Annotated in this window: 21 protein-coding genes; 13 read left to right on the plus strand and 8 right to left on the minus strand. The window is 44.3% G+C overall.

What is annotated here, in order from left to right; translation table 11 throughout:
* Positions 1-113: 113 nt before the first annotated feature.
* Both C7H79_RS03490 and C7H79_RS03495 read right to left on the minus strand, forming a co-directional pair.
* Positions 114-1,397: a dicarboxylate/amino acid:cation symporter gene (locus tag C7H79_RS03490; RefSeq protein WP_106705913.1), complete on the minus strand. Its 1,284-nt coding sequence runs from the start codon at positions 1,395-1,397 to the stop codon at positions 114-116.
* Between the two features lie 161 nt (positions 1,398-1,558).
* Positions 1,559-2,389: an inositol monophosphatase family protein gene (locus C7H79_RS03495; protein ID WP_106705914.1), complete on the minus strand. Its 831-nt coding sequence runs from the start codon at positions 2,387-2,389 to the stop codon at positions 1,559-1,561.
* A gap of 482 nt (positions 2,390-2,871) precedes the next feature.
* Here C7H79_RS03495 and C7H79_RS03500 point away from each other — a divergent pair, with 482 nt between their 5' ends.
* From C7H79_RS03500 to C7H79_RS03515, 4 genes are all read left to right on the plus strand, one after another.
* A complete protein-coding gene (locus C7H79_RS03500; RefSeq protein WP_106705915.1) occupies positions 2,872-3,651 on the plus strand; it encodes a response regulator transcription factor in 780 nt (259 codons plus the stop codon).
* 171 nt (positions 3,652-3,822) lie between these two features.
* Positions 3,823-4,824, plus strand: coding sequence for a multicopper oxidase domain-containing protein (locus C7H79_RS03505; protein WP_106705916.1), 1,002 nt, complete (start codon positions 3,823-3,825; stop codon positions 4,822-4,824).
* Between the two features lie 35 nt (positions 4,825-4,859).
* Positions 4,860-7,595, plus strand: a complete 2,736-nt coding sequence (locus tag C7H79_RS03510; RefSeq protein ID WP_106705917.1) for a multicopper oxidase domain-containing protein — start codon at positions 4,860-4,862, stop codon at positions 7,593-7,595.
* A 631-nt stretch (positions 7,596-8,226) separates the two neighbouring features.
* A complete protein-coding gene (locus C7H79_RS03515) occupies positions 8,227-8,598 on the plus strand; it encodes a thiol-disulfide oxidoreductase DCC family protein (protein ID WP_106705918.1) in 372 nt (123 codons plus the stop codon).
* A gap of 73 nt (positions 8,599-8,671) precedes the next feature.
* Here C7H79_RS03515 and gatB read toward each other — a convergent pair whose 3' ends face one another.
* From gatB to gatC, 3 genes are all read right to left on the minus strand, one after another.
* Positions 8,672-10,126 (minus strand): Asp-tRNA(Asn)/Glu-tRNA(Gln) amidotransferase subunit GatB, encoded by a 1,455-nt coding sequence (gatB, locus tag C7H79_RS03520; RefSeq protein WP_309477318.1) that lies wholly within the window; start codon positions 10,124-10,126, stop codon positions 8,672-8,674.
* Between the two features lie 31 nt (positions 10,127-10,157).
* Positions 10,158-11,606, minus strand: coding sequence for an Asp-tRNA(Asn)/Glu-tRNA(Gln) amidotransferase subunit GatA (gene gatA, locus C7H79_RS03525; protein WP_106705920.1), 1,449 nt, complete (start codon positions 11,604-11,606; stop codon positions 10,158-10,160).
* A gap of 92 nt (positions 11,607-11,698) precedes the next feature.
* Positions 11,699-11,986 carry an Asp-tRNA(Asn)/Glu-tRNA(Gln) amidotransferase subunit GatC gene (gene gatC, locus C7H79_RS03530; RefSeq protein ID WP_106705921.1) on the minus strand — a complete coding sequence of 96 codons (288 nt, stop codon included), beginning with the start codon at positions 11,984-11,986 and terminating at the stop codon, positions 11,699-11,701.
* A gap of 128 nt (positions 11,987-12,114) precedes the next feature.
* On the opposite strand from gatC, the gene C7H79_RS03535 reads away from it, so the two are divergent.
* From C7H79_RS03535 to C7H79_RS03560, 6 genes are all read left to right on the plus strand, one after another.
* A complete protein-coding gene (locus C7H79_RS03535; protein ID WP_106705922.1) occupies positions 12,115-13,173 on the plus strand; it encodes a rod shape-determining protein in 1,059 nt (352 codons plus the stop codon).
* 70 nt (positions 13,174-13,243) lie between these two features.
* Entirely contained in the window at positions 13,244-14,143 is a 900-nt protein-coding gene (mreC, locus tag C7H79_RS03540) for a rod shape-determining protein MreC (protein WP_106705923.1), read from the plus strand.
* Positions 14,144-14,174: 31 nt separating this feature from the next.
* Positions 14,175-14,666 (plus strand): rod shape-determining protein MreD, encoded by a 492-nt coding sequence (gene mreD, locus C7H79_RS03545; protein ID WP_242447121.1) that lies wholly within the window; start codon positions 14,175-14,177, stop codon positions 14,664-14,666.
* Positions 14,663-16,576 carry a penicillin-binding protein 2 gene (gene mrdA / locus C7H79_RS03550; protein WP_106705925.1) on the plus strand — a complete coding sequence of 638 codons (1,914 nt, stop codon included), beginning with the start codon at positions 14,663-14,665 and terminating at the stop codon, positions 16,574-16,576. Before mreD ends, mrdA begins: the two co-directional genes overlap by 4 nt.
* Positions 16,577-16,628: 52 nt before the next feature.
* Positions 16,629-17,729 (plus strand): rod shape-determining protein RodA, encoded by a 1,101-nt coding sequence (rodA, locus tag C7H79_RS03555; RefSeq protein ID WP_106705926.1) that lies wholly within the window; start codon positions 16,629-16,631, stop codon positions 17,727-17,729.
* Complete coding sequence (locus tag C7H79_RS03560) at positions 17,726-18,694, plus strand: septal ring lytic transglycosylase RlpA family protein (RefSeq protein ID WP_106705927.1); 969 nt, start codon at positions 17,726-17,728, stop codon at positions 18,692-18,694. The genes rodA and C7H79_RS03560 overlap by 4 nt, the downstream gene beginning before the upstream one ends.
* Positions 18,695-19,168: 474 nt before the next feature.
* Here the strand turns inward: C7H79_RS03560 and C7H79_RS03565 are convergent, their stop codons facing one another.
* Together C7H79_RS03565 and C7H79_RS03570 are read right to left on the minus strand one after the other, a co-directional pair.
* Positions 19,169-20,893, minus strand: a complete 1,725-nt coding sequence (locus C7H79_RS03565; protein WP_106705928.1) for a methyl-accepting chemotaxis protein — start codon at positions 20,891-20,893, stop codon at positions 19,169-19,171.
* A 43-nt stretch (positions 20,894-20,936) separates the two neighbouring features.
* Positions 20,937-21,452, minus strand: coding sequence for a chemotaxis protein CheW (locus tag C7H79_RS03570; RefSeq protein WP_106705929.1), 516 nt, complete (start codon positions 21,450-21,452; stop codon positions 20,937-20,939).
* 314 nt (positions 21,453-21,766) lie between these two features.
* Between C7H79_RS03570 and C7H79_RS03575 the strand changes: the two genes are divergently transcribed.
* Positions 21,767-22,156, plus strand: coding sequence for a VOC family protein (locus tag C7H79_RS03575; protein WP_106705930.1), 390 nt, complete (start codon positions 21,767-21,769; stop codon positions 22,154-22,156).
* 4 nt (positions 22,157-22,160) lie between these two features.
* Here the strand turns inward: C7H79_RS03575 and C7H79_RS03580 are convergent, their stop codons facing one another.
* Positions 22,161-22,946 carry a M48 family metallopeptidase gene (locus tag C7H79_RS03580; protein WP_106705931.1) on the minus strand — a complete coding sequence of 262 codons (786 nt, stop codon included), beginning with the start codon at positions 22,944-22,946 and terminating at the stop codon, positions 22,161-22,163.
* 178 nt (positions 22,947-23,124) lie between these two features.
* Between C7H79_RS03580 and C7H79_RS03585 the strand changes: the two genes are divergently transcribed.
* Both C7H79_RS03585 and leuS read left to right on the plus strand, forming a co-directional pair.
* Positions 23,125-23,331, plus strand: a complete 207-nt coding sequence (locus C7H79_RS03585; RefSeq protein WP_106705932.1) for a dodecin — start codon at positions 23,125-23,127, stop codon at positions 23,329-23,331.
* 212 nt (positions 23,332-23,543) lie between these two features.
* On the plus strand, positions 23,544-26,144 hold the full coding sequence (gene leuS / locus C7H79_RS03590; protein WP_106705933.1) for a leucine--tRNA ligase: 2,601 nt from the start codon (positions 23,544-23,546) through the stop codon (positions 26,142-26,144).
* Positions 26,145-26,153: the final 9 nt, after the last annotated feature.

Here is a 26,153-nt window from a genome sequence, read left to right on the forward strand (position 1 = left end):
TGAATCGCTCCAACGGCTCCGGAGATAAAATGCAATTTATGCAGGATAAATGAGCATTTCTGTATTTTGTATAGAGGCATATTACGTTTTTAGACGATACCAACCTGCCTGCTTCACTTTTTATCATGTGGCAATTCTATGTGCGTCAATGTTCCAGCATCTTGATCATTAAATATTTCCATTGATACATTGTTTTCACTACGTGCAACAATCATGGTGATAACGGCATCTCCCGTAACATTGACCGCAGTACGCATCATGTCCAGCACACGATCCACACCCATGATCAACGCAATGCCTTCAACCGGCAACCCCAACTGATCGAAAACCATGGCCAGCATAATGAGCCCGACGCCAGGCACGCCCGCAGTACCGATAGATGCCAGTACCGACATGCCAATGACAGTCAAATAGCCCGTTAAACCCAGTTCAATACCATAAATATTGGCAATGAACACTGTGGCAACACCTTGCATAATAGCTGTGCCATCCATGTTGATGGTCGCACCAAAAGGCACAACAAATGAAGCCGTCGAATTATCCACGCCCATACGCTTCTCGACTGTTCTGAGTGTAACGGGTATGGTTGCATTGGAGCTGGATGTACTGAAAGCAAAAATCTGAGCAGTACGCATTTTCTTAAGAAACTGTATTGGACTGATACGCCCAAAGAATTTCAATAGCAACATAAGCGTGCCGGTTACATGGCAGAATAACACCAGTATAACGATGCCAAAATAACCGATCATTGGCAGAATCAAGTCAATTCCTTGCAACGCAAAGGTCTTGGTCATTATTGCAAATACCCCGTAAGGTGCAATAGACATGACAACACTCACCACCTGCATCATGACCTCATTCAGTTTTTCTGCGCCATCAATTAGACTGCGCCCTCGCTTACCGATCATCAGCAGGCAAATTGCAAACAGAATGGTAAAAAAAATGATTTGCAGCATGTTACCTTCTGCAAAGGCCGTCACTGGATTACTGGGAACAAGATCAATAAAGACTTGCGTTATGAGCGGTGGCTCAGGCGCTACAAATTCCGTCTGGGCATTGGGTGCCAAATGAAAATCCTTACCCGGGTTTATCGTGACAGAAACAAGGAGTGCTAATGAAATTGCAAGCGTAGTGGTCAGTAGAAAAAGACAAAAAGCTTTGATACCCACCCGGCCCAGTTTTTTAACATCGCCAATGCCACAAACGCCGCAAATCAATGAAAAAGTCACCAGTGGGACAACCAGCATTTTCAATAAGTTAATGAAAATTGTGCCTACAATGTGAAACAAACCATAAACCAGATAATCCTGAATGAAAGCGACATCAAAGGCAAAGGTATTAATCAAACTACCCAGCAGAAAACCTGCAATCATCCAAATAATTATTTTAGTGGCCATATTGATGGCTTATAGGAAAAACAAGCGCAGTCTTATATTGAATAAACGTCCAATGAGTCACAAAACTTGCTGCCTAGCCATCAAAGCGCATGAGGAGAAGAATGATCGCGCATCCGGCGATCGCATTGGATGCCGAATGACAATCCGATATCGATTTTATGCTAGATTGACTTGGCAGAGCGCTGCACTTCGATCAACTCAGGGGTGAGATGAGGCGCAATCACCTGAAGCAATTGCCCAAAAATTTTAGGGTTCCCGGCAATGATTTGTCCACTTTCCAGCTGTGTCTCATTGCCTTCCAGATCACCCACCAATCCGCCCGCTTCAGTAATGAGTAAACAACCGGCGGCCATATCCCATGGTGCCAGTCCAATTTCCCAAAAGCCATCATAGCGTCCAGCCGCAACATAGGCCAGATCCAGCGCGGCAGAGCCCGGCCGTCGAATCCCCGCGATGCGAGGTACGATGTCCTTCAACATCGCAAAATACGCATCGATGTGCGTCAAGTCACGGAACGGCAATCCGGTACCGATCAAACAATCTTCAAGCTTGATACGTTTACTGACACGGAGCCGACGGTCATTCAAAAAAGCGCCGCTGCCTCGGCTTGCAGTGAATAACTCATTATTATTCGGATCATAAATCACCGCATGCGTCAGCACACCTTTATACTTCAATGCGATGGAGACGGAATACTTGGGAAAACCATGCAGGAAATTAGTCGTTCCGTCCAGAGGATCGATAATCCATTGATATTCAGAATTGTTATGATCACCCCGATGTCCACTTTCTTCCGCCAGAATTGCATGATCGGGGTAAGCTGCTTGCAGAACCTTGATAATAGCCTCTTCAGCTGCACCATCCACTTCACTGACAAAATCACTGTGCGATTTCTTTGACACAGTAAGCAAATCCAGATTTTTGGAAGCCTGGTTAATAATATTACCTGCACGACGCGCGGCTTTCACCGCAATACTCAACATTGGATGCATGATCTTGATTCAGAGGTTAATAAAAGGGCAAGGTGTGATTTTAATATGAATCACACATACATGCTTTCATTATTAATACGAACTTACCAAAGCCAGCGCAATAACTGGCAATCAACATCTTCCAAACTGCCTGCCAACGTTTATTACCACTGACCCCATGTGTGCTGATGAGAAAGCATCTTGACTTATGCCCTTATGCCCTTATGCCCTTATACCTAAAAGCTGCACTTTATAAGTACTTCAAATAGTCCCACGAAATCAGCATATTCTTACATGAGATCTCTAAATATTACTGCACCTTTAGGACAAATGACATATATTTACCCACAAGCATATCTGTTAGAATTCAATGAATATAACGTAGATAACGATTACTGTCTTGCACGCAAGCGTGTAATTTCTAATTTAATGTCCAAGCAATAATTAAAATTGACAGTTCTGCCCGTTAAACCAGTATTTTTGAGAGTTTACAAACAAAAAACATGATTCAATATTCTCATTTAAAAATACGAGTAATGGTCGCAGAAAGTTTTGAGCTTGTGCGATTGGGGTTGCGTTCATTGTTTGATAATCACGCTACCATTCGTTTAGTTGCAGAAACTTATCAAATCGATGATTTGTTTAACTTGGCCGAACAACATCAGCCTGACGTAATCCTTCTGGATTTACTCCTGAGCAGTGACCATTACGAAGAGCATATTACGCAATTACTGCAAGTTTGCCCGCACAGCAAAGTATTGGCTTTATCAAATCACAATAACGCACAAACTCATCTGCAAACATTCCGTTCTGGCGCAGTGGGCGTAATCAGCAAAAACAACTCGACAGATCTGTTATTAAAGGCGATCCTTGCAATCCATACTGGGCACATCTGGTTTGATCGCAACACTATCAAGCTACTGTGGCAAGCACAATTCAATTGCGATCCCGCTCCAAACATTCAACCACAACCCGATACTCCGCTGTTCCAGCAAGTCAGATTAAGTGATAGTGAACGTCACGTTGCACATCTTGCATGTAAGGGATTGTGCGCTAAGGAAATAAGCGCGCAACTATCTATAACAGATAAGACCGTGAGAAACCAGCTGTCAGCTATCTATAGAAAAACTGGCGTCAAGAAACAAATCGAGCTATGTCTGAAAGCCCCCTTATACAATTACTTCAAAGATCCCCATCCAGTCGGGACATCTCACCCATTTGATAAAGAGATTAAGCAAGAAGTTAAGGACAAAAACCTTCTTCCTGAAAAAAAACAAATTTGATAGAATCCCCCCCCAGCTAAGATTGCATTCTCCCTTTGCAATCAACTTGCTAACTTAAGAGGCAAGTGAGTCGTGAACCCCAGATGTAAGCACCTGCATTGATCGGCCTTGATGCATCTTCCATACACGCTTCACTTGCTGTGCGCTTTTCACATCAGGAGGGTCATTTAAATGTTATTTCAATCCAATCGAGCTGAGGATGACATAAAGCTCATAAAAAATACCAATATTACGAGCATGTCGCAAAGGTCGATAATAAAACGAGTTGCGGCAATATTTGCGCTTACTCTGACACTATCAACTTTGGTTGTGAATTCCACAAGTTTTGCTGCCGGTCATATTATTCAATTGACTGCGGAAGAAACCCAGGATGATGGTTTTGGAAACAAGTTGCTGGCTTACAAAATGATAAACCACAAAGTTGATGGCGTCGATATTACATCACGCTATAGCCCGGAAGCCACCATCCCCGGCCCCACTATTGAGTTAACCGAAGGAGACACGGTTAAGATATCGATCGCGAATGCGATTCCCGGTAATAATATTTTTGTTCCCGGAATCAGCAAACAAGTCAGCATTCATGTGCATGGGGTCCATTACGATATCCTTAGCGATGGAACACTCAAAGTTATCAATAAAAACCTTGACGAGGGTGCAGGTGCCGGGTTTGAAGAAACATATGTCGTTTATGAATACCAATGGAACGTTGCACCTGGAACTGCTGGCACTTGGCCATACCACGACCATAATTTTGAAACCCATAATGGTTCAGAACATAAAGGACTTTTTGGAGCAATCATCGTCAACCCAATCGGCGTTCCAAGCCATGACAAGGAATATGTTCTTTATTTAGGCGACGATGCTTTCTGGGGCATGGAAATCAATGGAACCAGCAAGACTCAATCCAAGCATGGCGCCAATCCAACATTCGCCGCAACAAAAAATTCCAATGTCAGATTTCATTTAATCGCCTTAGGTACTGACATTCACACCTTTAAGCTTAACGGCTATAAGTGGATCGATCCGGGAACTACTAATTTTATTAATCAGATTGCAATTGGTCCGCTAGAGAAACATGTTTTCAGTGTTATCGCCAAAAATAGCGCCCATTACAAAGACGATAATTTCTCCAATAAGCTACTGGGCATGAGAGGAAAATTTCTAGTCCACTAAGTAAATGTTTGGCACCTAAATAATAAGGATAGAAAATGCAAGCTAGCAATATATTTAGCCCGAGAAAACTAATAGTTACGATCGTGTTTGTTGTAGTTACTCTCTTAATCTCACCGCTCGCTCTGGCCGCTGTTCATAACATTTCACTTACAGCTGAAACCTTACCTAACGGACAGGTCGCATACGCTATGGCAGGGAATGAAGCAGTAATACCTGGACCCACCATTTTCGTAAAGAAAGGTGATACGGTCAATGTTTCACTAACAAATAACACCGGTATCAAAATCGGGTTTAAGGTGCCTGACCTTAAGCAATCAGATTCAGGAAAAATTAATCCCGGAAAGACCAGGAGTTACAAACTAAAAGCCAGTAACGAAGGTAGCTTCGTTTATCACGGCAATAGCAATGGTAAGGAACTACTGGGTTTATTTGGCGCAATCATTGTTGATAAAGCACATGGACCGATCGACAGTTATGTCAATGCAGACGGCAGTATCATTCCTGTCAACTCGGATGATGTCGATAAACAATTTGTTCTATTCATGGTAGGTTCAACTTTCTGGGGAACCGAAATCTCCGGGGATGGTATACAGCAGAAACCACTCTGGGCGAATCCTGATCCTGGCGCGATTGAGAATAACATTGTACGTTTTCACATCTTATCAATAGGGCCCGGGCACACCTTTCATCTACATGCACATCGCTGGCTAAAAAAAGATACCAGCGAAGTGATTGATGTCAAATTGCTAAAAGAAAAAACAGATACTCATTCCTTTACCGTCAAGGCAGGCACGGGCGTCGGTACTGGAAGCTGGCAATATCATTGCCATTTGATGTCTCATATGGAAGCAGGTATGCATGGTAGTTTCAAGGTTGATCCAATCGGAGGCGATGGGGCCAGTGTAGTAGGCGCATCACCTTACGGCCGAATTTTACTCGGCACGAAAGATGAGCCAGGCTTGGTAACATTTGAAATAACCGATGAGCCGGCCAGTTGGTTTAGAAGCGCTCGGGGGGATGCTATTATTGGTCTACCGCTTGACATCAAAACTAAATCATTGGAAGTAATTGCTCCCGGTAGTAGCGTCAACTTTATCATGTCGGATACGAATGGAGTACATACGATGAGTACACTGCTATGGCCTACAGGTGCACACCATATGCCATTTACTCAAACCAGTGCCTATAAGGGCGGTGGTATCGTCAAACTGGATACACCGGGATTGTACGTATTCACCTGCAAAGTACATCCCTATATGTTCGGGGCAGTCATAGTCGATGATCCTGATACTAATGGACTTGATTTAGGTAACCCGGCACAAGAGTTTAAAATTGATCTTGTAACAGGTATTCAAGGTCTTCCCACCAACAGTGATCTGGCGATTCGGTTACTAAGAATTTTTTTTGTCGCCACCTCTCCTGTTAATTGGCAAGATTATTCTTCCGGATTATGGAATGTAAGATTTCCAACAATTCCTGTCAGAATTTCAGGCGAACCCTCTGGTGGTATTCGGGACGGCGGATTCGCTGCTTCACTGAGTATTCTTAATGTGGTAGACGCGCCGCTTGCAGCGCCGATTCCACCTTTGACTCCAGGTGTCGGAGAAGTATGGGTCAATACTCAATTTGAAAAAACTTCAGGTAAAACAAAACCAGGAACCATTACAGTATTGGATGCTGAAACCTGGCAGATCAAACGTAAAATTGCATTACCTGAAATTAACATGAATAATCCGCATAATATGTGGAGTAACCGAGATCAGTCAATTATCTTCCAGACGCAATGGTTTGATAACAAATTGACTCTGATTAAACGTGAAAATGGAAAATTAATCAAAAATATTCAGGTCGGAAATTCGCCATCACACGTAATGACGCAACCCAGTAATGATGACATTACGATAGCAATCAACGGCGAAAACGGCATTATGGTTATTCCGGCAGGAACAACGACAATCAGTAAAATGATGCCAACACAAGCTCTTGGACATACATCTGCCAATCCGCATGGACATTGGATTAGTTCAGACGGGAGAATCGTAACGCCCAATATCAATACCGACGATGTAGGAATTTACACTGCTAACGGCACCATAGAACACCGAACGGCCATAGGAAATAAAGCTCCAGGCGCTCATCCTATTGCTATCGGTTTGATGCCGGATGCCAGCAAAGCTTACGCATCCAATTTATTGCATCACACTGTAAGTGTGGTGAATGGAGATACGGGAGCTTTATTGAAAACGATCGATCTGATCGCTGACTATAATCCGATAGCTGGAACTTTTGCCGATAATGATGGCAATGGAAACATTGCTGTAGGTGTGCTTCCTATTCAGATCCCTGTTTCGCCGGATGGTAAAGCAGCCGTAGTGGCAGCCACTGGTGGGCAAATTGTTATCATCGATACAAAGACGGATACCATCGTCAAGATGCTGCCTTGTGATCCAGGTTGTCATGGAGCAAATTTTGGTGCCAAACAGGGTGGCGGCTACTATGCCTATGTTACAAGCAAGTTTTCTAACCGCATTATCGTGGTTGATGTAGACCCGAATGGTGACGGTGATTTATCGGATGCGACAATAGCAGGCGACATCTCTATGGTAGCGGATGCAAGTGTTGCCAAAGATGACGCTATCAGCAGCTTGGCTGGATTTGGTGGTCAGGGAATACTCGCTGTTCCCAATGTATATAATGGTTGGGTGCAAAACCTGCCAGAAGATTGGAAAGCCGGCTTGACTGCCGCACAGAAAAATCCAATCGGAGACTAACGTCAGTACAGCTACCAGCATCGAACTGGTAGCTGTACTTTCCTGAGAATTCTCCCCGTCATTGCAAACCTGCGACGTCTATATTTTTCTGGCAATACGCAAGAAAATCGCAAATACAAGTGCGCAAAGTATCGACATATTTATTTCAGTTAGCGCTTAATTTTGGTGAAATATGACGGCGCTGTTTGTCGATTACCACAGAGAACGGCATAGACTGAACAGATCTTCTGATAAATCAGGTGTTTCCGCGTCATCGGGCTACTAAGCATACAAAGCACGCGCGCGGACTCCTTGACCTAATAAAACGGACGAGGAGTCCAGACACGACTCGACATACGCGGAATGAAAGACAATTCAAGCTATTTCGCGCGTATGATAGGCAGCTACTATAAAAAAGACTCAGACGCATTGAGACACCTATCACTCATGACACAAACACAAGCTCAAGCATTTTGAAGTCAATTATGCTACTGTGAGTCAGACTACAAAATGCGTAGAAAATACAAGACAAGAATTCTAAATATAAGACTTGGGTTTAATGATATACGAGAAGAGAAAATAGAAAAACTTGATCACTCTTTGACCTGAGCGGGAACGTTATCTTCTTGGCTATTTATCATGAAAAATCACTATGACAAGTCAACCAAAAATAAAAGTGTATTACAACTCGGCCTGTCCGGTATGCAAAGCTGGAATTGAAGCTCAGATGGACAAAGAAAGCCGTTGTGAAATCAAGTGGAACGATATTCACACACATCGCGCGCTTATTTCAGAGATCAACGCTGATCTTGAGTTTGTTCGCGAGCGATTGCATGTTATTGATGAATCAGGAAATCTTCATGTTGGTTTCGATGCTTTCTTGGCCATCTGGCGAGCATCTGCGCATGAACGCTGGAAAGCGAAGGTGCTGGGAATTCCGGTTGTCAGACAACTGTGCACTTTGGGCTACAATCTATTTGCAGCTGCGCTCTATCGCTGGAATAAAGCAAAAAAGCATTGGTAGTTGAGTTAATTAGCTTCGTGCTTTAAACCTTATCAGCAGATCAGATTTAAAGATAATATCGCTGTATTAATTTCTATCCTGCCAGTTTATTTCTCAGAATTGTATTCACTTGTGCTGGATTGGCCTTACCCTGAGCTGCTTTCATGATCAAACCAACCAGTGAATTAAAAGCTTTTTCTTTGCCGTTACGATAGTCAGCGACTTGTTGTTCATTGGCTGCCAATACTTGATCAACCAGTTTCTCAATGGCGCTTTCGTCAGAAATCTGTTTTAACCCTTTAGCGGCAATGATAGCATCGACATTTTTTTCCAGTTCACCACTCCACATGCTTTCAAATACTGTTTTGGCTGCCTTACCTGAAATGGTGCCATCAGCGATGCGTTCCAGCAGCATAGCAAGTTGAGAAGGTGTGATTGGGCAGTCGGTGATCTCCTGTCCTTCTTTGTTTAATTGTCCGCTAATCTCGCCCATGATCCAATTGGCACACAATTTTGCCTGCGCGGGCAATTGCCTGACCGTGGCTTCAAAGTAATCAGCAGTTTCACGAGAGCTTGTCAATACGGAAGCATCATAGCCGGATAGTCCGAATTCGGAAATATAACGATCGCGGCGCGCCTGAGGCAATTCCGGCAAGGCAGATCTGACCTGCTCAATCCAGTTTGCGGAGATTTCGAGCGGCAATAAATCCGGGTCGGGAAAATAGCGGTAATCGTTGGCATCCTCCTTGGTACGCATAGTACGTGTTTCATCTTTGCTGGCATCGTACAAACGGGTTTCTTGCCGGATAGTACCGCCATCTTCCAGGATTTCAATCTGTCTTCTGGCCTCATAATCAATCGCCTTCTCTAGAAAACGGAATGAATTCAAGTTCTTGATTTCGCAACGCGTGCCAAGTTTTTCCGTGCCGTGCGGACGTACCGAGACATTGGCATCGCAGCGAAAAGAACCTTCCTGCATATTGCCATCGCAAATGCCGATCCAGCGTACCAGACCATGCAGCATCTTGGCATAGGCTACGGCTTCCTTGCTGCTGCGCATATCCGGTTCGGATACGATTTCCAGCAATGGTGTACCGGCCCGGTTCAGATCAATCCCGCTCATGCCATGAAAATCCTCGTGCAGCGATTTGCCCGCATCTTCTTCCAGATGCGCGCGAGTCAAGTAGATGATTTTATCAACGCCATCGGCTTGGATGTGAATGCTGCCACCCTGCACCACTGGCAATTCATATTGACTGATTTGATAACCTTTTGGCAAATCGGGATAAAAGTAATTTTTACGCGCGAAAACGGAGGGTGAATTGATTTTTGCGCCGACCGACAAACCAAACTTGATTGCTCGCTCAACCGCGCCCTTGTTGAGCACTGGCAAAACACCGGGCAATGCCAGGTCGATTACACACGCCTGAGTATTGGGTGGCGCCCCATAGGCAGTGGAGGCGCCTGAGAAGATCTTAGATTGCGTTGAAAGTTGAGCATGAACTTCAAGACCGATGACAATTTCCCACTGCATGATAAATTTCCGGATAAATAATTGATTTCACGTGATAACGATAGCTTTAAACTGGAGACTTCAAATGCCAATCTGTCACCAGTTGATATTGATGTGCAATATTCAGCATTTGCGCCTCCTTAAAATAATTACCGATAATGTGTAAACCGATTGGTCGGTTTTTATCACCAAAACCAATAGGGATCGACATCGCCGGCATTCCGGTCAGATTTGCCGCGCTGGTATAAATATCCGATAAATACATTTGAATCGGATCGCCGCTCTTTTCTCCCAGATTAAATGCGACGGTGGGAGTGGTAGGTCCCATGATAATGTCGCATTGCTTATAGGCTTCAGTAAAATCCTGCGCGATCAGACGACGCAGTTTCTGCGCTTTGATGTAATATGCATCGTAATAACCATGCGACAACACATATGTGCCGATCAGAATTCGTCGTTTCACTTCCGCCCCAAAGCCTTGTGCACGCGTTTTGCGGTACATATCCGCCAGATCGCTGTATGATGGGGCTCGATAACCGTAGCGTACTCCATCAAAACGGGACAGATTGCTCGATGCCTCGGCGGGTGCCAGCACATAATAAACCGGAATTGACAGTGGCGCATTGGGTAATGAAACTTCGACAGTTTGCGCGCCTAATTTGCGGTACTCAACCAAGGCTTTCTCGATCGCGCTTGCGACATCATGACTCATGCCTTCGGCAAAATATTCTTTCGGTAAACCAATACGCAGACCGGCTAATGGTTTCTGCAAATCTCGCGCGTAATTCTCAGCATCGCGTTGCAGACTGGTGGAATCACGCGGATCGAATCCGATCATGACATTTAGCAGGAGGGCCAGATCTTCGGCCGTTTTCGCCATCGGACCGCCCTGATCCAAACTGGAAGCAAAAGCGATCATGCCGTAGCGCGATACCAGTCCGTATGTCGGTTTAATTCCGCAGATGCCGCATAATGCGGCTGGCTGGCGGATGGAGCCACCGGTATCAGTGCCCGTGGCTGCGGGCGCTAATCTGGCTGCAACTGCACACGCTGCGCCACCTGAACTGCCTCCAGGCACTGCTGCAATATCCCAAGGATTTTTTACTATTCCATAATAGGATGTTTCATTGCTTGATCCCATGGCGAATTCGTCCATGTTGGTCTTACCGATATTGATTGCACCAGCCTGATTAAAACGCTCAATGACACCGGCATCATACGGAGAAACAAAATTTGACAGCATTTTTGAGCCGCAAGTGGTCAACCAACCTTTGGCGCAAAAAATATCTTTCTGCGCTATCGGAATCCCGGTTAATGGACCGGCCTGCCCAGTGGCAATCATTTTGTCTGCTGCCTTTGCTTGCGCAAGACTTATTTCTTCGTTGACTGTAATAAACGCATTGTATTCAGGATTGTGTTGTTTGATACGCTGCAAAAATTGAGTGGTTAGTTCAGTGCTGGAAATTTCTTTTTCGGCAAGCTGGATCGAGAGTTGTTTAAGACTGGCATTAAACATGGATTTACTGATTAGAGAGAAATAAATTGTTGCGTATAATGGCTATGCTTTATGAGCTTATGAAATTCTTTGAATTTCATTCAATTATTTTTTTATTCAATGACTTGAGGAACCAGATAGAGATCGGCTTCGACTTGGGGTGCACTCGATTGATATAATTCGTGCTGGTCAGCTTCAGTGACCTCATCCTCGCGTAGGCGCTGCAAGACACTTTGCGCATGAGACATGGGCTCTACTGTTGAAGTATCGACGGCTTGCATGGTTTCTATTAGATCAAAAATACCGGATAACTGATCCAGAGTTTCTTTCGCCTCGACATCGTTAATCTCAATATAGGCAAGATCAGCAATCCGTTTAACGTCATTAACCGATAAAGTCATTTTAAATAGGTAACCTTATATTCAAAGAAGTATTAGGGTATCATGCCGCAGTTTAACTGGCGTATTATTTTTGATGGTTTTATTTATTATTCGCTCTCACATAATTACTAATATCGGATATTGCCACAATGTTTAATTTCTTGAACAACAGCATTCTCGGAAGCTATTTCTCAACAGACATGGCGATTGATTTGGGCACAGCAAATACGCTAATATATGTCCACGGTCAAGGTATTGTGCTGGATGAGCCCTCAGTAGTGGCTATCCGCACAGAAAGTGGAGCCAACGGTAAGAAAATGATCCAGCAGGTCGGTCTAGCAGCCAAGCAAATGCTAGGCCGTACCCCTGGTAACATTACCGCAATCCGTCCTATGAAAGATGGTGTGATTGCCGATTTTACCGTGACGGAGCAGATGCTAAAGATGTTTATCCGCAAAGTAAATCCGCCCCGCCTATTTTCCGCCAATCCGCGCATTGTAATATGTGTACCTTATGGCTCTACGCAAGTGGAGCGCCGTGCAATTCGTGAAGCAGCTTATGGCGCTGGTGCGCGCAAGGTTGAGTTGATCGAAGAACCGATGGCAGCTGCATTAGGAGCTGATCTTCCTGTGGAATCACCGACCGGTTCGATGGTGGTTGACATTGGTGGTGGCACTACAGAAGTTGGCGTTATTTCTTTGGGTGGTATCGTTTATTCCAACTCTGTACGCGTTGGAGGAGATAAATTTGATGAAGCGATTATCAACTATATTCGTCGCAATTATGGCATGTTGATCGGTGAAGTTACGGCAGAAATCATTAAGAAGGAAATTGGTTCAGCTTTTCCAGGCTCCGAAGTGCGGGAAATTGAGGTAAAAGGTCGTAATCTTGCGGAAGGAATACCGCGCAGTTTTACAATTTCCAGCAATGAAATCCTGGAGGCATTGGCTGAACCGATCAATAGTATTATCAGTGCAGTTAAATCTGCTTTGGAACATACACCACCAGAATTGGGCTCGGATATTGCTGATAAAGGTATGGTTATGACAGGAGGCGGAGCTCTGCTACGCGATATTGATCGACTATTAATGGAAGAAACCGGCTTATCGGTCATTGTTGCCGATGATCCGCTGACCTGTGTCGTGCGAGGAGCTGGCGTCGCGCTGGAAAATATGGATCGATCTATTGGCATTTTTGCTCGTGATTAACTGTTGATTAATTACAAATTACTTTTTTCTCTGACACAAAACCAAGTCTTTCTCTTGAAGAGGAGACGTAATGGAAACAGCACCACAGTTTTTCAGGAATGGCCCCGGACCATTTACGCGGTTGTTTATTATTGCGTTACTATCCTGTTTGCTGATTGCAGAAGATACGCGGTTTAAATATTTTCCTCAGTTGCGTCAAACAATTGGTGTGATTGTCTTTCCTATACAAAAAATTGCTTATATCCCATCGGATATATATGATCGAGTTGAGAAATTCATTACCAGCCTTAACTTGCTCGAAGAGAATGTCAAATTGAGACATCTTTATCTGGAACGCCGTGAACAGCTTTTGAAATTAGATGCGCTGGAGGCAGAAAATATTCACTTACGCAGATTGTTAGGCGCGGCGCAGCAAGTTGAAACCACTACCAAAACGAAAGTAGTTTTAGCAGAAATCCAGTATACTCCGCGTGATCCGTTCAATCATAAAGTCACCTTGAGCAAAGGTAGTTATCATGATATTCAGCTCGGTCAAGCAGTGATTGATGACAAGGGTATCATCGGGCAAATTACTCAACTATATCCTTGGTCGTCTGAAGTGACACTGCTGACTGATAAAGATCATGCTGTTCCCATTCAAGTTGTTCGCAATGGTTTACGTTCGATTGTATCTGGAACTGGCAAGAGTAATGAGCTGGAATTGCGTTACATATCAATAAATACGGATATTCAGCAAGGTGATATATTAGTTACTTCCGGGATTGGAGGAGTGTATCCTCGAGGGATTCCAGTTGCAATTGTGCTCAAAATTAAGCAGGACCCTGCGAGTGATTTTGCGCTAGTTACCAGCATACCGATCGCTGGTGTGAATCGCAATCGACAGGTTTTAATTTTGCCTTTGGCGCAGATTGAATCCGACGACTCTCTAGAGACTTCAACAATTGAATCAGGAAAGAATCAAAGTAAGTAACTCAATTAAAGAGAACTACTTGGGGCAGGATATGTATGTACCTGCCAGTAGTTGGTTTATTGCTATAAGCCTAGTGATCGCACTTATCCTCAACTTTCTGCCATTGCAAGGCCAACTTTTAATTTCGCGCCCTGATTTTGTAGCGCTTGCAATAGCCTATTGGAATGTCAATCATCCATACAAATTAGGGATGAGTGTGGCATTTGGCATGGGGTTAATGATGGATGTGGGCAGCGCAGGAATTATGGGACAACATGCTCTGGCTTATTCTGTCATTTTTTATCTGACGCTGATTTCCGGTCGACGTTTGAGACTATTCAGTTTGTTAGAGCAAGCACCCCAAATTGGCTTTTTCTTACTTCTAATGCAAATAGTCATCGTTCTGATAGCCTTATCGAGCGGATCAACACTGCCCGGCTGGAAATATTTTCTAGCTACTGTCACAGGTACTTTACTGTGGGCACCAACTTCTTTTCTGATAACGCTGCTATTAAAGCCAAAACAAGATCCTAACGCATTATGAAACAACGTGTAGAACTGCGGAACCACCCTGTCGAGCTGTACAAGTTTCGTTTGCGGCTTGCCATCAGCGCAGGCTTCGTTTTTGTTCTGTTCCTATTTCTCTATGCGCGCTTCTATTATTTACAGGTTATTCAGCAAGAGCATTATCATACACTGGCAGAAGCGAATCGTATTTCCATTTTGCCACTGGTTCCCAATCGAGGACTAATTTCCGATCGAAATGGAAAGGTATTGGCGCAAAATTATTCAGCTTATACGTTGGAGGTAGTGCCCAGTAAAATTCAGGATCTTGAATCGACATTGAATGAGCTGGCAGCAATTATTGAGATCACCCCTACGGACCGCCAGAGATTCAGGAAATTGCTCAAAGAGAGCAAACGATTTAAACGCCTACCTATTAAGAATCGTTTGACAGATGTCGAGATTGCTACCTTTGCAGCTAATCGGTATCGTTTCCCAGGCATTGAAATCAATGCCCAAGTATACCGTCAATACCCTGAAAAAGAGATTGTTTCACATGTCATCGGCTACATCAGCCGTATCAATGATCAAGATCTCGAGCAACTCGAAAGCAGTGGTGAGCTTCACAATTACCGCGGTTCTCATCACATTGGGAAAATTGGCGTTGAGCAGAGCTATGAAAAACAATTACATGGCGTCACAGGATTTGAAGAAGTTGAAACAGATGCAGCAGGTCGCTCTATTCGCGTTTTGTCTCGAACACCGCCCATTCCTGGCAATAACTTAATTCTTACTTTAGATCTTGGTTTGCAGGAGGCCGCGGAAATCGCATTTGGTGATCGCCGTGGCGCACTGGTTGCTTTGGATCCAAATAATGGGGAAGTGCTTGCTTTCGTTAGTAAACCAGGTTACGACAATAATCTCTTTATCGGTGGCATTGATCAAGAAAACTGGAGTATTCTTAACAATTCGATTGACCGTCCCCTCAATAACCGAGCACTAAGGGGAGTTTATCCTCCAGGCTCTACATTCAAACCCTTTATGGCGCTAGCCGCACTTGAACTGGGAAAGCGCACGGCCGAATATAGTATGAGTGATCCCGGATACTTTTCACTACCCGGCGTCAGCCGCCGCTATCGCGACTGGAAACCCGGTGGACATGGCAGAGTCGATTTGCACAAATCTTTAGTTGTTTCTTGCGACACTTATTACTACAGTCTTGCTAACGATCTGGGAATAGACAATATACACAATTTTATCAGTCAGTTCGGGCTGGGAAGTAAAACGGGAATTGACATCGAAGGAGAAGCATCCGGGTTATTGCCTTCTTCTGCCTGGAAAATGAGGCAACATAAACAAAAATGGTACGCTGGAGATACTATTTCGGTTTCAATTGGACAGGGATATAATTTGACTACGCCGCTTCAACTCGCTTTCGCCACGATGATCATCGCAAATAATGGCAAGGCATATTTACCCCACCTGGTTAAACAAATACAAAATAGTCAAACCGGTGAAGTTGAGGATATCCCAGCTAAACTGCACTATAGTTTGAATCTTACGCCTAAAAATCTTGAGGTTGTCAAAAATGCACTTGTGGATGTCACCCGCCCTGGTGGCACGGCAGCGAAAGCGGGTGCCAATGCAGCCTATACTTTTGCTGGCAAAACGGGTACATCGCAGGTTGTCGGCATTAAACAGGGAGAGCGTTACAATGAAAAATTGATCAATGAACGTCACCGCGATCATGCGATGTTTATCGCCTATGCCCCAGCAGACGATCCCAAGATTGCTTTGGCAATTCTGGTCGAAAATACTGGAACCGGCGGTTCAACAGCAGCTCCTATTGCAAGGCAAGTATTTGATTATTTCTTATTAGGTACATTACCTGAAACGGATCCTGCACATTTGATTGAGCCCATTCAAGATCACGCGCATGATCATCTCTGAGAAAAATCATTATACATTCAACAAACTAGCTATCGTCCGACATACGTAATGCATGATTGCAATTAGAAAAATCTGGCACTATCTTACACGCTATATGGATAGCTTTCTGCTGGCCGTAATCCTAATATTAATGACGATAGGGCTGATTGTGCTATATAGCGCTACGGGTGGAAATATATCCAAAATCGGCAATCAAGCAATCAATATGCTGATAGCGCTGGTAATTATGTGGTTAGTTGCAAATATTCCGCTGCAACAAATAATGCGCCTAGCATTACCGATGTATATGCTGGGATTGATTTTACTTATCGGCGTGGCGTTATTTGGAGAAATAAACAATGGCGCCAGGCGCTGGCTGAACATTGGGGTTACTCGCATTCAGCCATCTGAATTGATGAAAATTGCGATACCGCTGATGATGGCTTGGTATTTCGATAAACATGAAATTGCTTTACGTTTGAGAGATTATTTTGGGGCTACGATATTGTTATTGTTGCCAGTGTTACTGATTTTACGACAACCGGACTTAGGTACTGCATTGCTAATTGCCGCTAGCGGTTTTTATGTTCTGTTTCTGGCTGGATTGTCTTGGCGTATCATTGTTGGATTGATGACGGCAGCGGCCGCAAGTTTACCGGTAATTTGGTCAGTGATGCACGATTATCAACGACAGCGTATCATGACATTGCTTGATCCAACACAAGATCCGCTGGGCGCTGGTTATCATACGATACAATCTTCAATTGCAATAGGATCTGGTGGAGTTGCCGGTAAAGGGTGGCAGAATGGCACACAGACTCAATTAGATTTTTTGCCAGAGCAAAGCACCGATTTTATTTTTGCTGTTTTTTCAGAAGAATTCGGGCTAATTGGGAATACTGTATTATTATTACTATATCTGCTAGTGATTGGACGATGCATAGCGATTACTACAAATGCTTCAACACAGTTTACACGTTTGATCTCTGGATCAATTACGTTGACCTTTTGCACTTATATATTTGTTAATATGGGAATGGTGAGCGGCATCCTACCCATTGTAGGTGTACCGCTTCCGTTGATCAGTTATGGCGGTACATCTATGGTTACAATGCTGCTTGGTTTTGGTATTTTGATGAGTATTCAGACACACCCTAAACTAGTAAAAACATGACAAACACTAATTTTTCATACTTTGAAGCGGACAAATATTTATCTTTACTATCAAGACCAATTTCTGGATTGGCATTTGCATTGATTTATGTGCTCTTAGCTGCGTGCGGCAGTACACCACAATATAGTAGCAGCATTCAAGAGCAGAAGAAGAAAACTACAACAACCAATTTATCAGGTACCAGCGCAAATGGAATTACTAGGCGCGGAGGTGGGTACTATCTGGACGATGGTCCGGGAGATAATCCTCCACCAAACTTACATCTTGTCCCAGATGCCGTGCCTAAAGCTGAGCCATTGCGTACAGCCAATATGCAACCTTATGTTGCATTAGGAAAATATTTTAAGCCAATGACTGAACTAGAACCTTATAAAAAACGCGGAATTGCTTCATGGTATGGGCGTCGCTATCATGGAAACAATACAGCCTCGGGAGAAGTTTATGATATGTATGCAATGACGGCTGCTCACCCCACATTGCCGCTACCCAGCTATGCCCGAGTCACTAATCTGGAAAACGGCAAAACGGTGATCGTGCGTTTAAATGATCGAGGCCCTTTTCTTTCTGATCGCATCATTGATCTTTCTTATACTGCGGCATATAAATTGGGAATACTGGCCGGTGGCAGCGGTCAGGTGGAAGTTGAAACTCTCATGCCCAATGATGGACAAGGTATGATGGCAGCTCCAAAAACATCTCCCACGTTGTCTGTAGCCGACAGTAATGCAGAGATGAGCATGGTTTATCTACAATTAGCTGCGTTTGGTTCATCGGATAATGCGCGGAACTTTCTCACTCACATACATAAGAGACTCCCTTCGCTCAGAGATACGGTGAGTATTACCAAGAATAAGGGGTTGTACAAAATACACGCCGGTCCTTATCCTGATCTTACTGTAGCAAAGTTGGCAGCCAATACGATCGGTCGACAGCTTGCGATAACGCCTGTTATGGTGAATGACTGAATAGGATAAAAAAAATCCCTATTGCAAGCAATAGGGATTAAAGGGCCTCGTCATAAAATCATCCATCGCCATCAACGGTCAAATGTAAAGCATCTTCCTCAGTAAAGATATCGATACATTTTTTAAATTCCGGTTTCGATATTGCGACAACTGTTTATAAGTTTAATACCTACCGAACACTTTTGAAGTTAAAAACAAAGGGGGAAAATAACTTTATATCTTACTTATGACTGTAATTTTTGTCACATACTGTTAAAGATATAGTGAGAATTCAATCAGACACCCAGAACACATTGAAGTGTTGCCACGTAACAGATTGGAGCTAACGGAAAGCCAATATGAACAATATGCAGTTGATCAGACTGAATAAAAAAGCACCACTCAGGTACTGAGTGGTGCTTATTGCAAAAATTTCTTAAGTCTGATCATTCGGTAGTCATGAGCAACTATTTGATCGGACTGATTACCTTCGCGTTAAAACTCCTCCCAATCATCTCCACCACCAGACGCCACTTTGCGTGGCTGCCCTGAAATGGAGCTCTCGTTGGGCTTCGCTGCTGCTTTTTTCATCGCAGGCATGCGATTTGGCAGTTTGGCAACTGTGGCAGATGGGCGGTTACTTCTCTTAATTGGCATTCCCTGTGAAGAACCAATACCACCAGATAACTTAAAGACACTAACTGCCTGGGTTAAAGCTTGTGCTTGATCATTCATGGATTCAGCCGCCGCAGCCGCTTCTTCGACCAGAGCAGCATTTTGCTGGGTAACCTCATCCATCTGCGTCACAGCCTGATTTACTTGCTCAATGCCTGAGCTTTGTTCATGTGAAGCTGCGGAAATTTCGCTCATGATATCTGTTACTCTCTTAACCGAAGTTACAATCTCATCCATTGTGGCACCAGCTTCATCAACCAATCGTGTACCATCTTCTACCTTAGCTACCGAATCGCTGATCAATTCCTTAATTTCCTTTGCCGCCGCTGCAGAACGCTGCGCCAAGGTACGTACTTCTGTCGCAACTACGGCAAAACCACGACCCTGTTCACCTGCTCGCGCTGCCTCGACCGCAGCGTTCAGCGCCAGAATATTAGTCTGAAATGCAATGCCGTCTATGACACTGATAATGTCAACAATCTTCTTGGAACTTTCATTAATGGCGCTCATGGTTTGTACTACCTGACCAACGACTGCGCCGCCTTTCACAGCAACCTCGGAAGCGCCGGCCGCCAATTGGTTGGCTTGGCGCGCATTATCGGCATTTTGTTTCACAGTAGAAGTCAATTCCTCCATGGAAGATGCTGTTTCTTCCAAGCTGGACGCCTGCTCTTCAGTGCGTTGACTCAAGTCAGAATTACCTGAAGCAATTTCACCGGAAGCTGTAACAATTTGATCTGTACCTGTACGCACTTTACTCACCAGATCAACCAAATTTTCGTTCATGGTCTTAAGAGCTTGAAGCAAACGACCTGTTTCATTGGTCGATTTGGCTTCGATTCGACTGGTCAAATCACCCGATGCCACCGCATTCGCAACCGCAACTGCTTCATTTAACGGACCCACAATCGCTCGTATCAGCAAGAAACCCATTATGACAGCCAATAATACTCCCAACGTAATCACTGTAGAAGAAACCACAAAAATGCTGTTATAGTTACTTTGAGCTTCAGCATATTCCTTAGCCGCCACATTACGTTGCAGCTCCAACAGATTCAGCATGGTTCCATGGACTGCATCGAATTTAGCACCGGCATCATGTGTCAAATTTTCAATCGCGGCATCATAATCTCCTGCAGCAGCTAAATTCAATGTGTGATTACGCGATTCTGTATATATCCTCCACTGCTGATTAAAGCTTTCAGCAAGTGCCGCTTCATCAGGTGTTAGAGTAGTGGCCATATACTTTTTCCAAAGATCGGCAACCTCTGCATCTCGCTGAATCGTCATAACTTGCCGTTCTTTTACAATTTCAGCACTTCTCCCGTAAGCGGACATTGCCGCATTAAGCCTTGCACGTTGCATACGATCCAAAACCAAACCAAGGTCCCCCAATGGAACCGCACGATCTTCATAAACGCCTCTAAAAGAATCATTGGTTTGATTTAAGCCATATATCCCCATACTACCGATACCAACCAACAAAACAGATAGCATACCAATGACAAATACCAGTCGTGATTTAATCGTCATGTTATTAAGCATAAACTTTTCCTTTAATTAGGTCTTATTTAACAAACTGCCACATTTACAAATTGATACTTCGATCCAATATTCCCATATCACTACTATCCATCAGTTTCTCGATATCTATCAATATCAACATGCGTTCATCGACAGCACCAAGCCCCATGATGTACTCTGTATTGATTACTGAACCCAATTCCGGAGTAGGTCGCATCTGTCCGGCTTCCAAAGTGATTACATCCGACACACCGTCCACAACGACTCCTATTACACGACCGGCTACATTTAAAATAATCACTACGGTAAATTGATCATACTTCACATCACTTAGCTGGAATTTAATCCGCATATCAATAATCGGCACGATAATCCCGCGCAGATTGACAACACCTTTGATGAAATCAGGCGCATTAGCAATTTGAGTAATCGCGTCATAGCCTCGAATCTCTTGTACTTTGAGAATCTCAATCCCATATTCTTCGTTTCCTAGACGGAAAGTCAGAAACTCGTTGGTTAAATGATTAACTACTTGACCAGCCTGCTCAGCAGTTAAACTTGCAATTCGCTCTTGCAACATAAAGCCCTCTCCAGTTATCTCTATACAAAAAATCACCATCACATTACTAGCTTCAAGGATATGAATTACGGAAGAAAGAAGATTTTCTTAAACGGGCTTGCAAATTTTATTACAAGCAGCAACCGACAAAGCGTGGAAAAAGAAAACAAAAGCACCTGTTTTCTATAAAGATAATGTATATTGACCCGAAGAAAATCGCTGATTAACTAATCGATCCAATGGATCTATTTCTCGCCACCTCCGTTGAATCGGTAGCGCCTACTTATTTAATTTCGTACTATATCTAAACCACATTTATGAAGGAGAACAGCAATATGGCGATCGCAGATATGAATCATTTCACCGTGTTAAGCAGCGATCTGGAGAGAAGCAAGGAATTTTATATTAATATTCTGGGGCTTAAAGAAGGTTATCGTCCACCGCTTGCAATGCCGGGTGCGTGGCTTTATGCCGCCGGGGATCAATCTATCCTGCATATCATGGCAGGGAGGCCCATGCCAGTCCAGGCGGCGGGCGTGATTGATCACATGGCTTTCACTGCATCCGACCTGCAAGCTGTTGTTGATACTCTAAAGCAGCATAATATTGACTATGAATTGCATCGCATGAAGGAATTGGAAATTTGGCAATTATTCTGCCATGATCCCGATGGCGCAAAAGTTGAGCTTGATTTTTCTGCAGACGAACCAGAACCTCGGCAATAACGGTTTATTTCTTACAAGCTGGATTCTTGCCGGTTGATCGCGCTTGTCCCATTATCTTGTTCGCCTTAGGTAAAAGCGCTCTCAAATCTTCAATACGCGTTTCATGAGATGGGTGAGTCGACAAAAATTCAACCGGTTGTGCACCTTGGCTTGCCTGTGCCATTTTTTGCCACAGTGTAATGCTTTCCGCAGGGTTGAATCCGGCCTTTGCCATCAATTCAATACCAATTGCATCGGCTTCACTTTCATGCAGGCGGCTAAATGGCATAATCAATCCATATTGTGTCCCGACTCCAAGCAAGCCTAATGCAGTTTGCCCCATGGGAGTAGTCGGCGCAGCAACCGCAGCGATGATGGACATCCCCATTTGCGCTCCCAGTTTCTGCGACATCCGTTCATTGCTGTGTTTCGCCATTACATGGCCGATCTCATGGCCAATCACGGAAGCTAACTGATCTTGATTGTCCACTAAATCAACTAATCCAGTATGCACGCCAATTTTGTTTCCTGGCAAGGCAAAGGCGTTCAAAGTATTATCCTCAAACACCACCACCTCCCAATCACCTCCAGTCTCTCGCGTGATGGCATTTGCAACACAGCGCACAAACTGATTTTCTCGCGTATTCTGACTTATCTCTTTTTCATTCTTCATAGTTGTAAATGCCTGCAGCCCCATAGCATCTAGCTCACTGTCAGGCATAAAAGCCAGCTGGCTTCGCCCCGTGGGTGTGGTTGCACATGCCACAAGTAAAACGATAATAAACAGAATTAGTAATAATCTAAACTTCATGATTAATATTCTCCGTAAGTTGGACCAGTGGGATTTTAGCTCGCTTTGACCATGATACAAGTTTGAAACATAAGGATATGCAAATTCTTTTGATTAATCCTTATCACAAAGACTAATTCAGTTGTCAGCCAAGAATATGATATAACTTAACTCTCAACAATAGCATAGGGAGTCCAAAATGAACGATCATATTTATAAAATCATCGAAATTGTTGGTTCATCAACCAAAAGCAGTGATGATGCCATTCAATTAGCGGTTGCAAAAGCTGGAACAAGTGTGCGTAACCTGGATTGGTTTGAAGTAGTGGAAACGCGCGGGCATATTATTGATGGCAAAGTTGCACACTATCAAGTCAAACTTAAAATCGGCTTTCGACTGGAGTAGTCAATTATCAAGATAATGGTTCAGTGCATTGAGGCTGCAATGGAGTGAAATTCCGATTTCTACTCAATTGCAGCTTATTATACTAAAACAAAGAATTCCATATAGACTCAAAACATATATGGTCTACCAACAAGAGTCCATAATAGACGCAATTCATCTAAATACTTCACGCTATAATTGGCTATCTTAAGAAAAAGCTAAACACCACGCCCATGCAAGAAAAATACCATCCCCAGGAAATTGAAAAAAACGCGCAACAATATTGGGAACAAACATCCGCATTCAAAGCAATCGAGGCTCCCGAAAAACCTAAGTACTACTGCTTGTCGATGTTTCCCTATCCTTCCGGCAAGTTGCATATGGGTCATGTACGAAACTACACTATCGGCGACGTATTGTCGCGATACCGTCGTATGCAGGGCTTTAATGTATTGCAGCCAATGGGTTGGGACGCGTTTGGCCTTCCCGCAGAAAATGCTGCTATGCAGAATAATGTATCCCCTGCTAAATGGACTTACGACAACATTGCCTATATGCGCAAGCAACTGAAAAGCCTGGGGCTGGGTATTGATTGGGAACGCGAGATCGCTACTTGTGACCCAAGCTATTATCACTGGAATCAGTGGCTATTCCTGCGCATGCTGGAAAAGGGGCTGGCGTATCAAACTACCGGCACGGTCAATTGGGACCCGGTTGACCAAACAGTGCTGGCCAATGAGCAAGTGATTGATGGCTGCGGTTGGCGCACTGGGGCCCCGGTGGAAAAACGCGAGATTCCAATGTATTACCTGAAAATCACCCAGTATGCAGACGAATTGCTTACTGCTCTTGATACGCTGACCGGCTGGCCAGAACGAGTCAAGACCATGCAAGCTAATTGGATCGGCAAAAGCTACGGTGTCGACATTACCTTCCCCGCCGATATCGAATCCGGTACGCCGCAGGATCTGAAAGTATTTACTACCCGCGCAGATACTCTGATGGGCGCCACCTATGTAGCAGTTGCTGCTGAACATCCGATCGCTCTGTATGCTGCTCACAATAATCCATCACTACAGGCTTTTATCCAAGAATGTAAACTCGGTTCTGCCAAGGAAGCAGATCTGGCCACACAAGAAAAGAAAGGTATGAATACCGGTTTATTCGTAATCCATCCTCTCAATGACCAGAAACTACCTGTGTGGATTGCCAATTATGTCTTGATGGGTTACGGAGAGGGAGCCGTCATGGCGGTTCCTGCGCATGACGAACGTGATTTTGAGTTCGCCACAAAATACTCCCTTCCGATTCGGGCTGTCATCAAACCCTTAGACTCCGAACTGGAGTTACCGATGACACAAGCTTATGAAAAATATGGCAGAACATTTGATTCGGACGAGTTTTCTGGATTGGAATTTCAAGCTGCAGTAGACGCTATTGCAGCGGCGCTTACCAAAAAGGATTTAGGCAATAAACGCGTGCAATATCGCTTGCGTGACTGGGGCATTTCACGTCAACGTTACTGGGGCTGTCCGATTCCACTGATTCATTGCGCCGATTGCGGCGTGGTGCCGGTGCCGGATGATCAATTGCCGGTAGTGTTGCCGCAAGATCTGGTGCCCGATGGCTCGGGCAACCCGCTAGCAAAAACTCCGTCTTTTTACGAATGTACCTGCCCCAAATGCGACAAGCCCGCACGCCGAGAAACCGATACCATGGATACCTTCGTCGATTCATCCTGGTATTACGCACGTTATGCTTGCCCGGATCAATACCAGGCAATGACTGACGAGCGCGTTAATTACTGGCTGCCGGCTGATCAATACATCGGAGGTATTGAGCACGCTATTCTGCATTTGCTGTACTCGCGCTTCTGGAGCAAGGTTATGCGCGATCTTGGTTTGTTGGCTCTGGATGAGCCGTTTGCCAATCTGTTGACACAGGGCATGGTGCTGAATGAAATTTATTATCGCAGAACCGACAGCGGGCGAGTTGTATATTATAATCCTTCTCAAGTTCAGATTCAGTATGACGAACAAAACAAGCGCTGCGGTGCGATTTTATTGGCTGACAACCAACCGGTTGAATCAGGTGGCATCGGCACTATGTCGAAATCCAAAAATAATGGCGTTGATCCACAAAATCTGGTGGAAGAGTATGGTGCCGACACTGCCCGTCTGTTTATGATGTTCGCCAGCCCTCCTACACAGACATTGGAATGGGCAGATGCCGGTGTCGATGGCGCTTACCGTTTTCTCAAACGCTTATGGCGACAGGCTTATATTCATGTTCAGTCGGGTGTGATAAAGATTGATCCCGCATTACTCCAAGCGTTACCCCCGGAACTGAAAGATTTGCGTTATCAACTGCACCAGACCATCGCAAAAGTAACAGATGATCTGGAGCGTCGCCACACGTTCAATACCGCCATTGCTGCTGTAATGGAACTTATGAATGCCTTGGCAAAGGATCAGGATGACGACCCTGCCAGCCGTAATCTGATGCAGGAAGCGCTGGAAAATATTGTGCTATTGCTCTCTCCGATTGTTCCGCATATCTGCCATGAACTTTGGCATGAACTCAGACCAGGCACCGAGCTTTTTGCACAACCCTGGCCACAAGCAGACCATGCCGCCATGGTACAGGAGGAAATCAAATTAATTGTGCAGGTCAATGGCAAACTACGCGGGCAAATCTGTGTGGCCTTGAATGCTGAAAAAGAAGCTGTGGAGAAAGCCGCTTTGGCCAATGAACAGGTGCAAAAATTTACCCTAGGACAAACCATAAAAAAAATCATTGTGGTACCCGGCAAACTGGTTAATATCGTCGTATAAATAATTTGC

This window comes from Nitrosomonas supralitoralis, from assembly GCF_003011925.2.
GTDB lineage: Bacteria > Pseudomonadota > Gammaproteobacteria > Burkholderiales > Nitrosomonadaceae > Nitrosomonas > Nitrosomonas supralitoralis.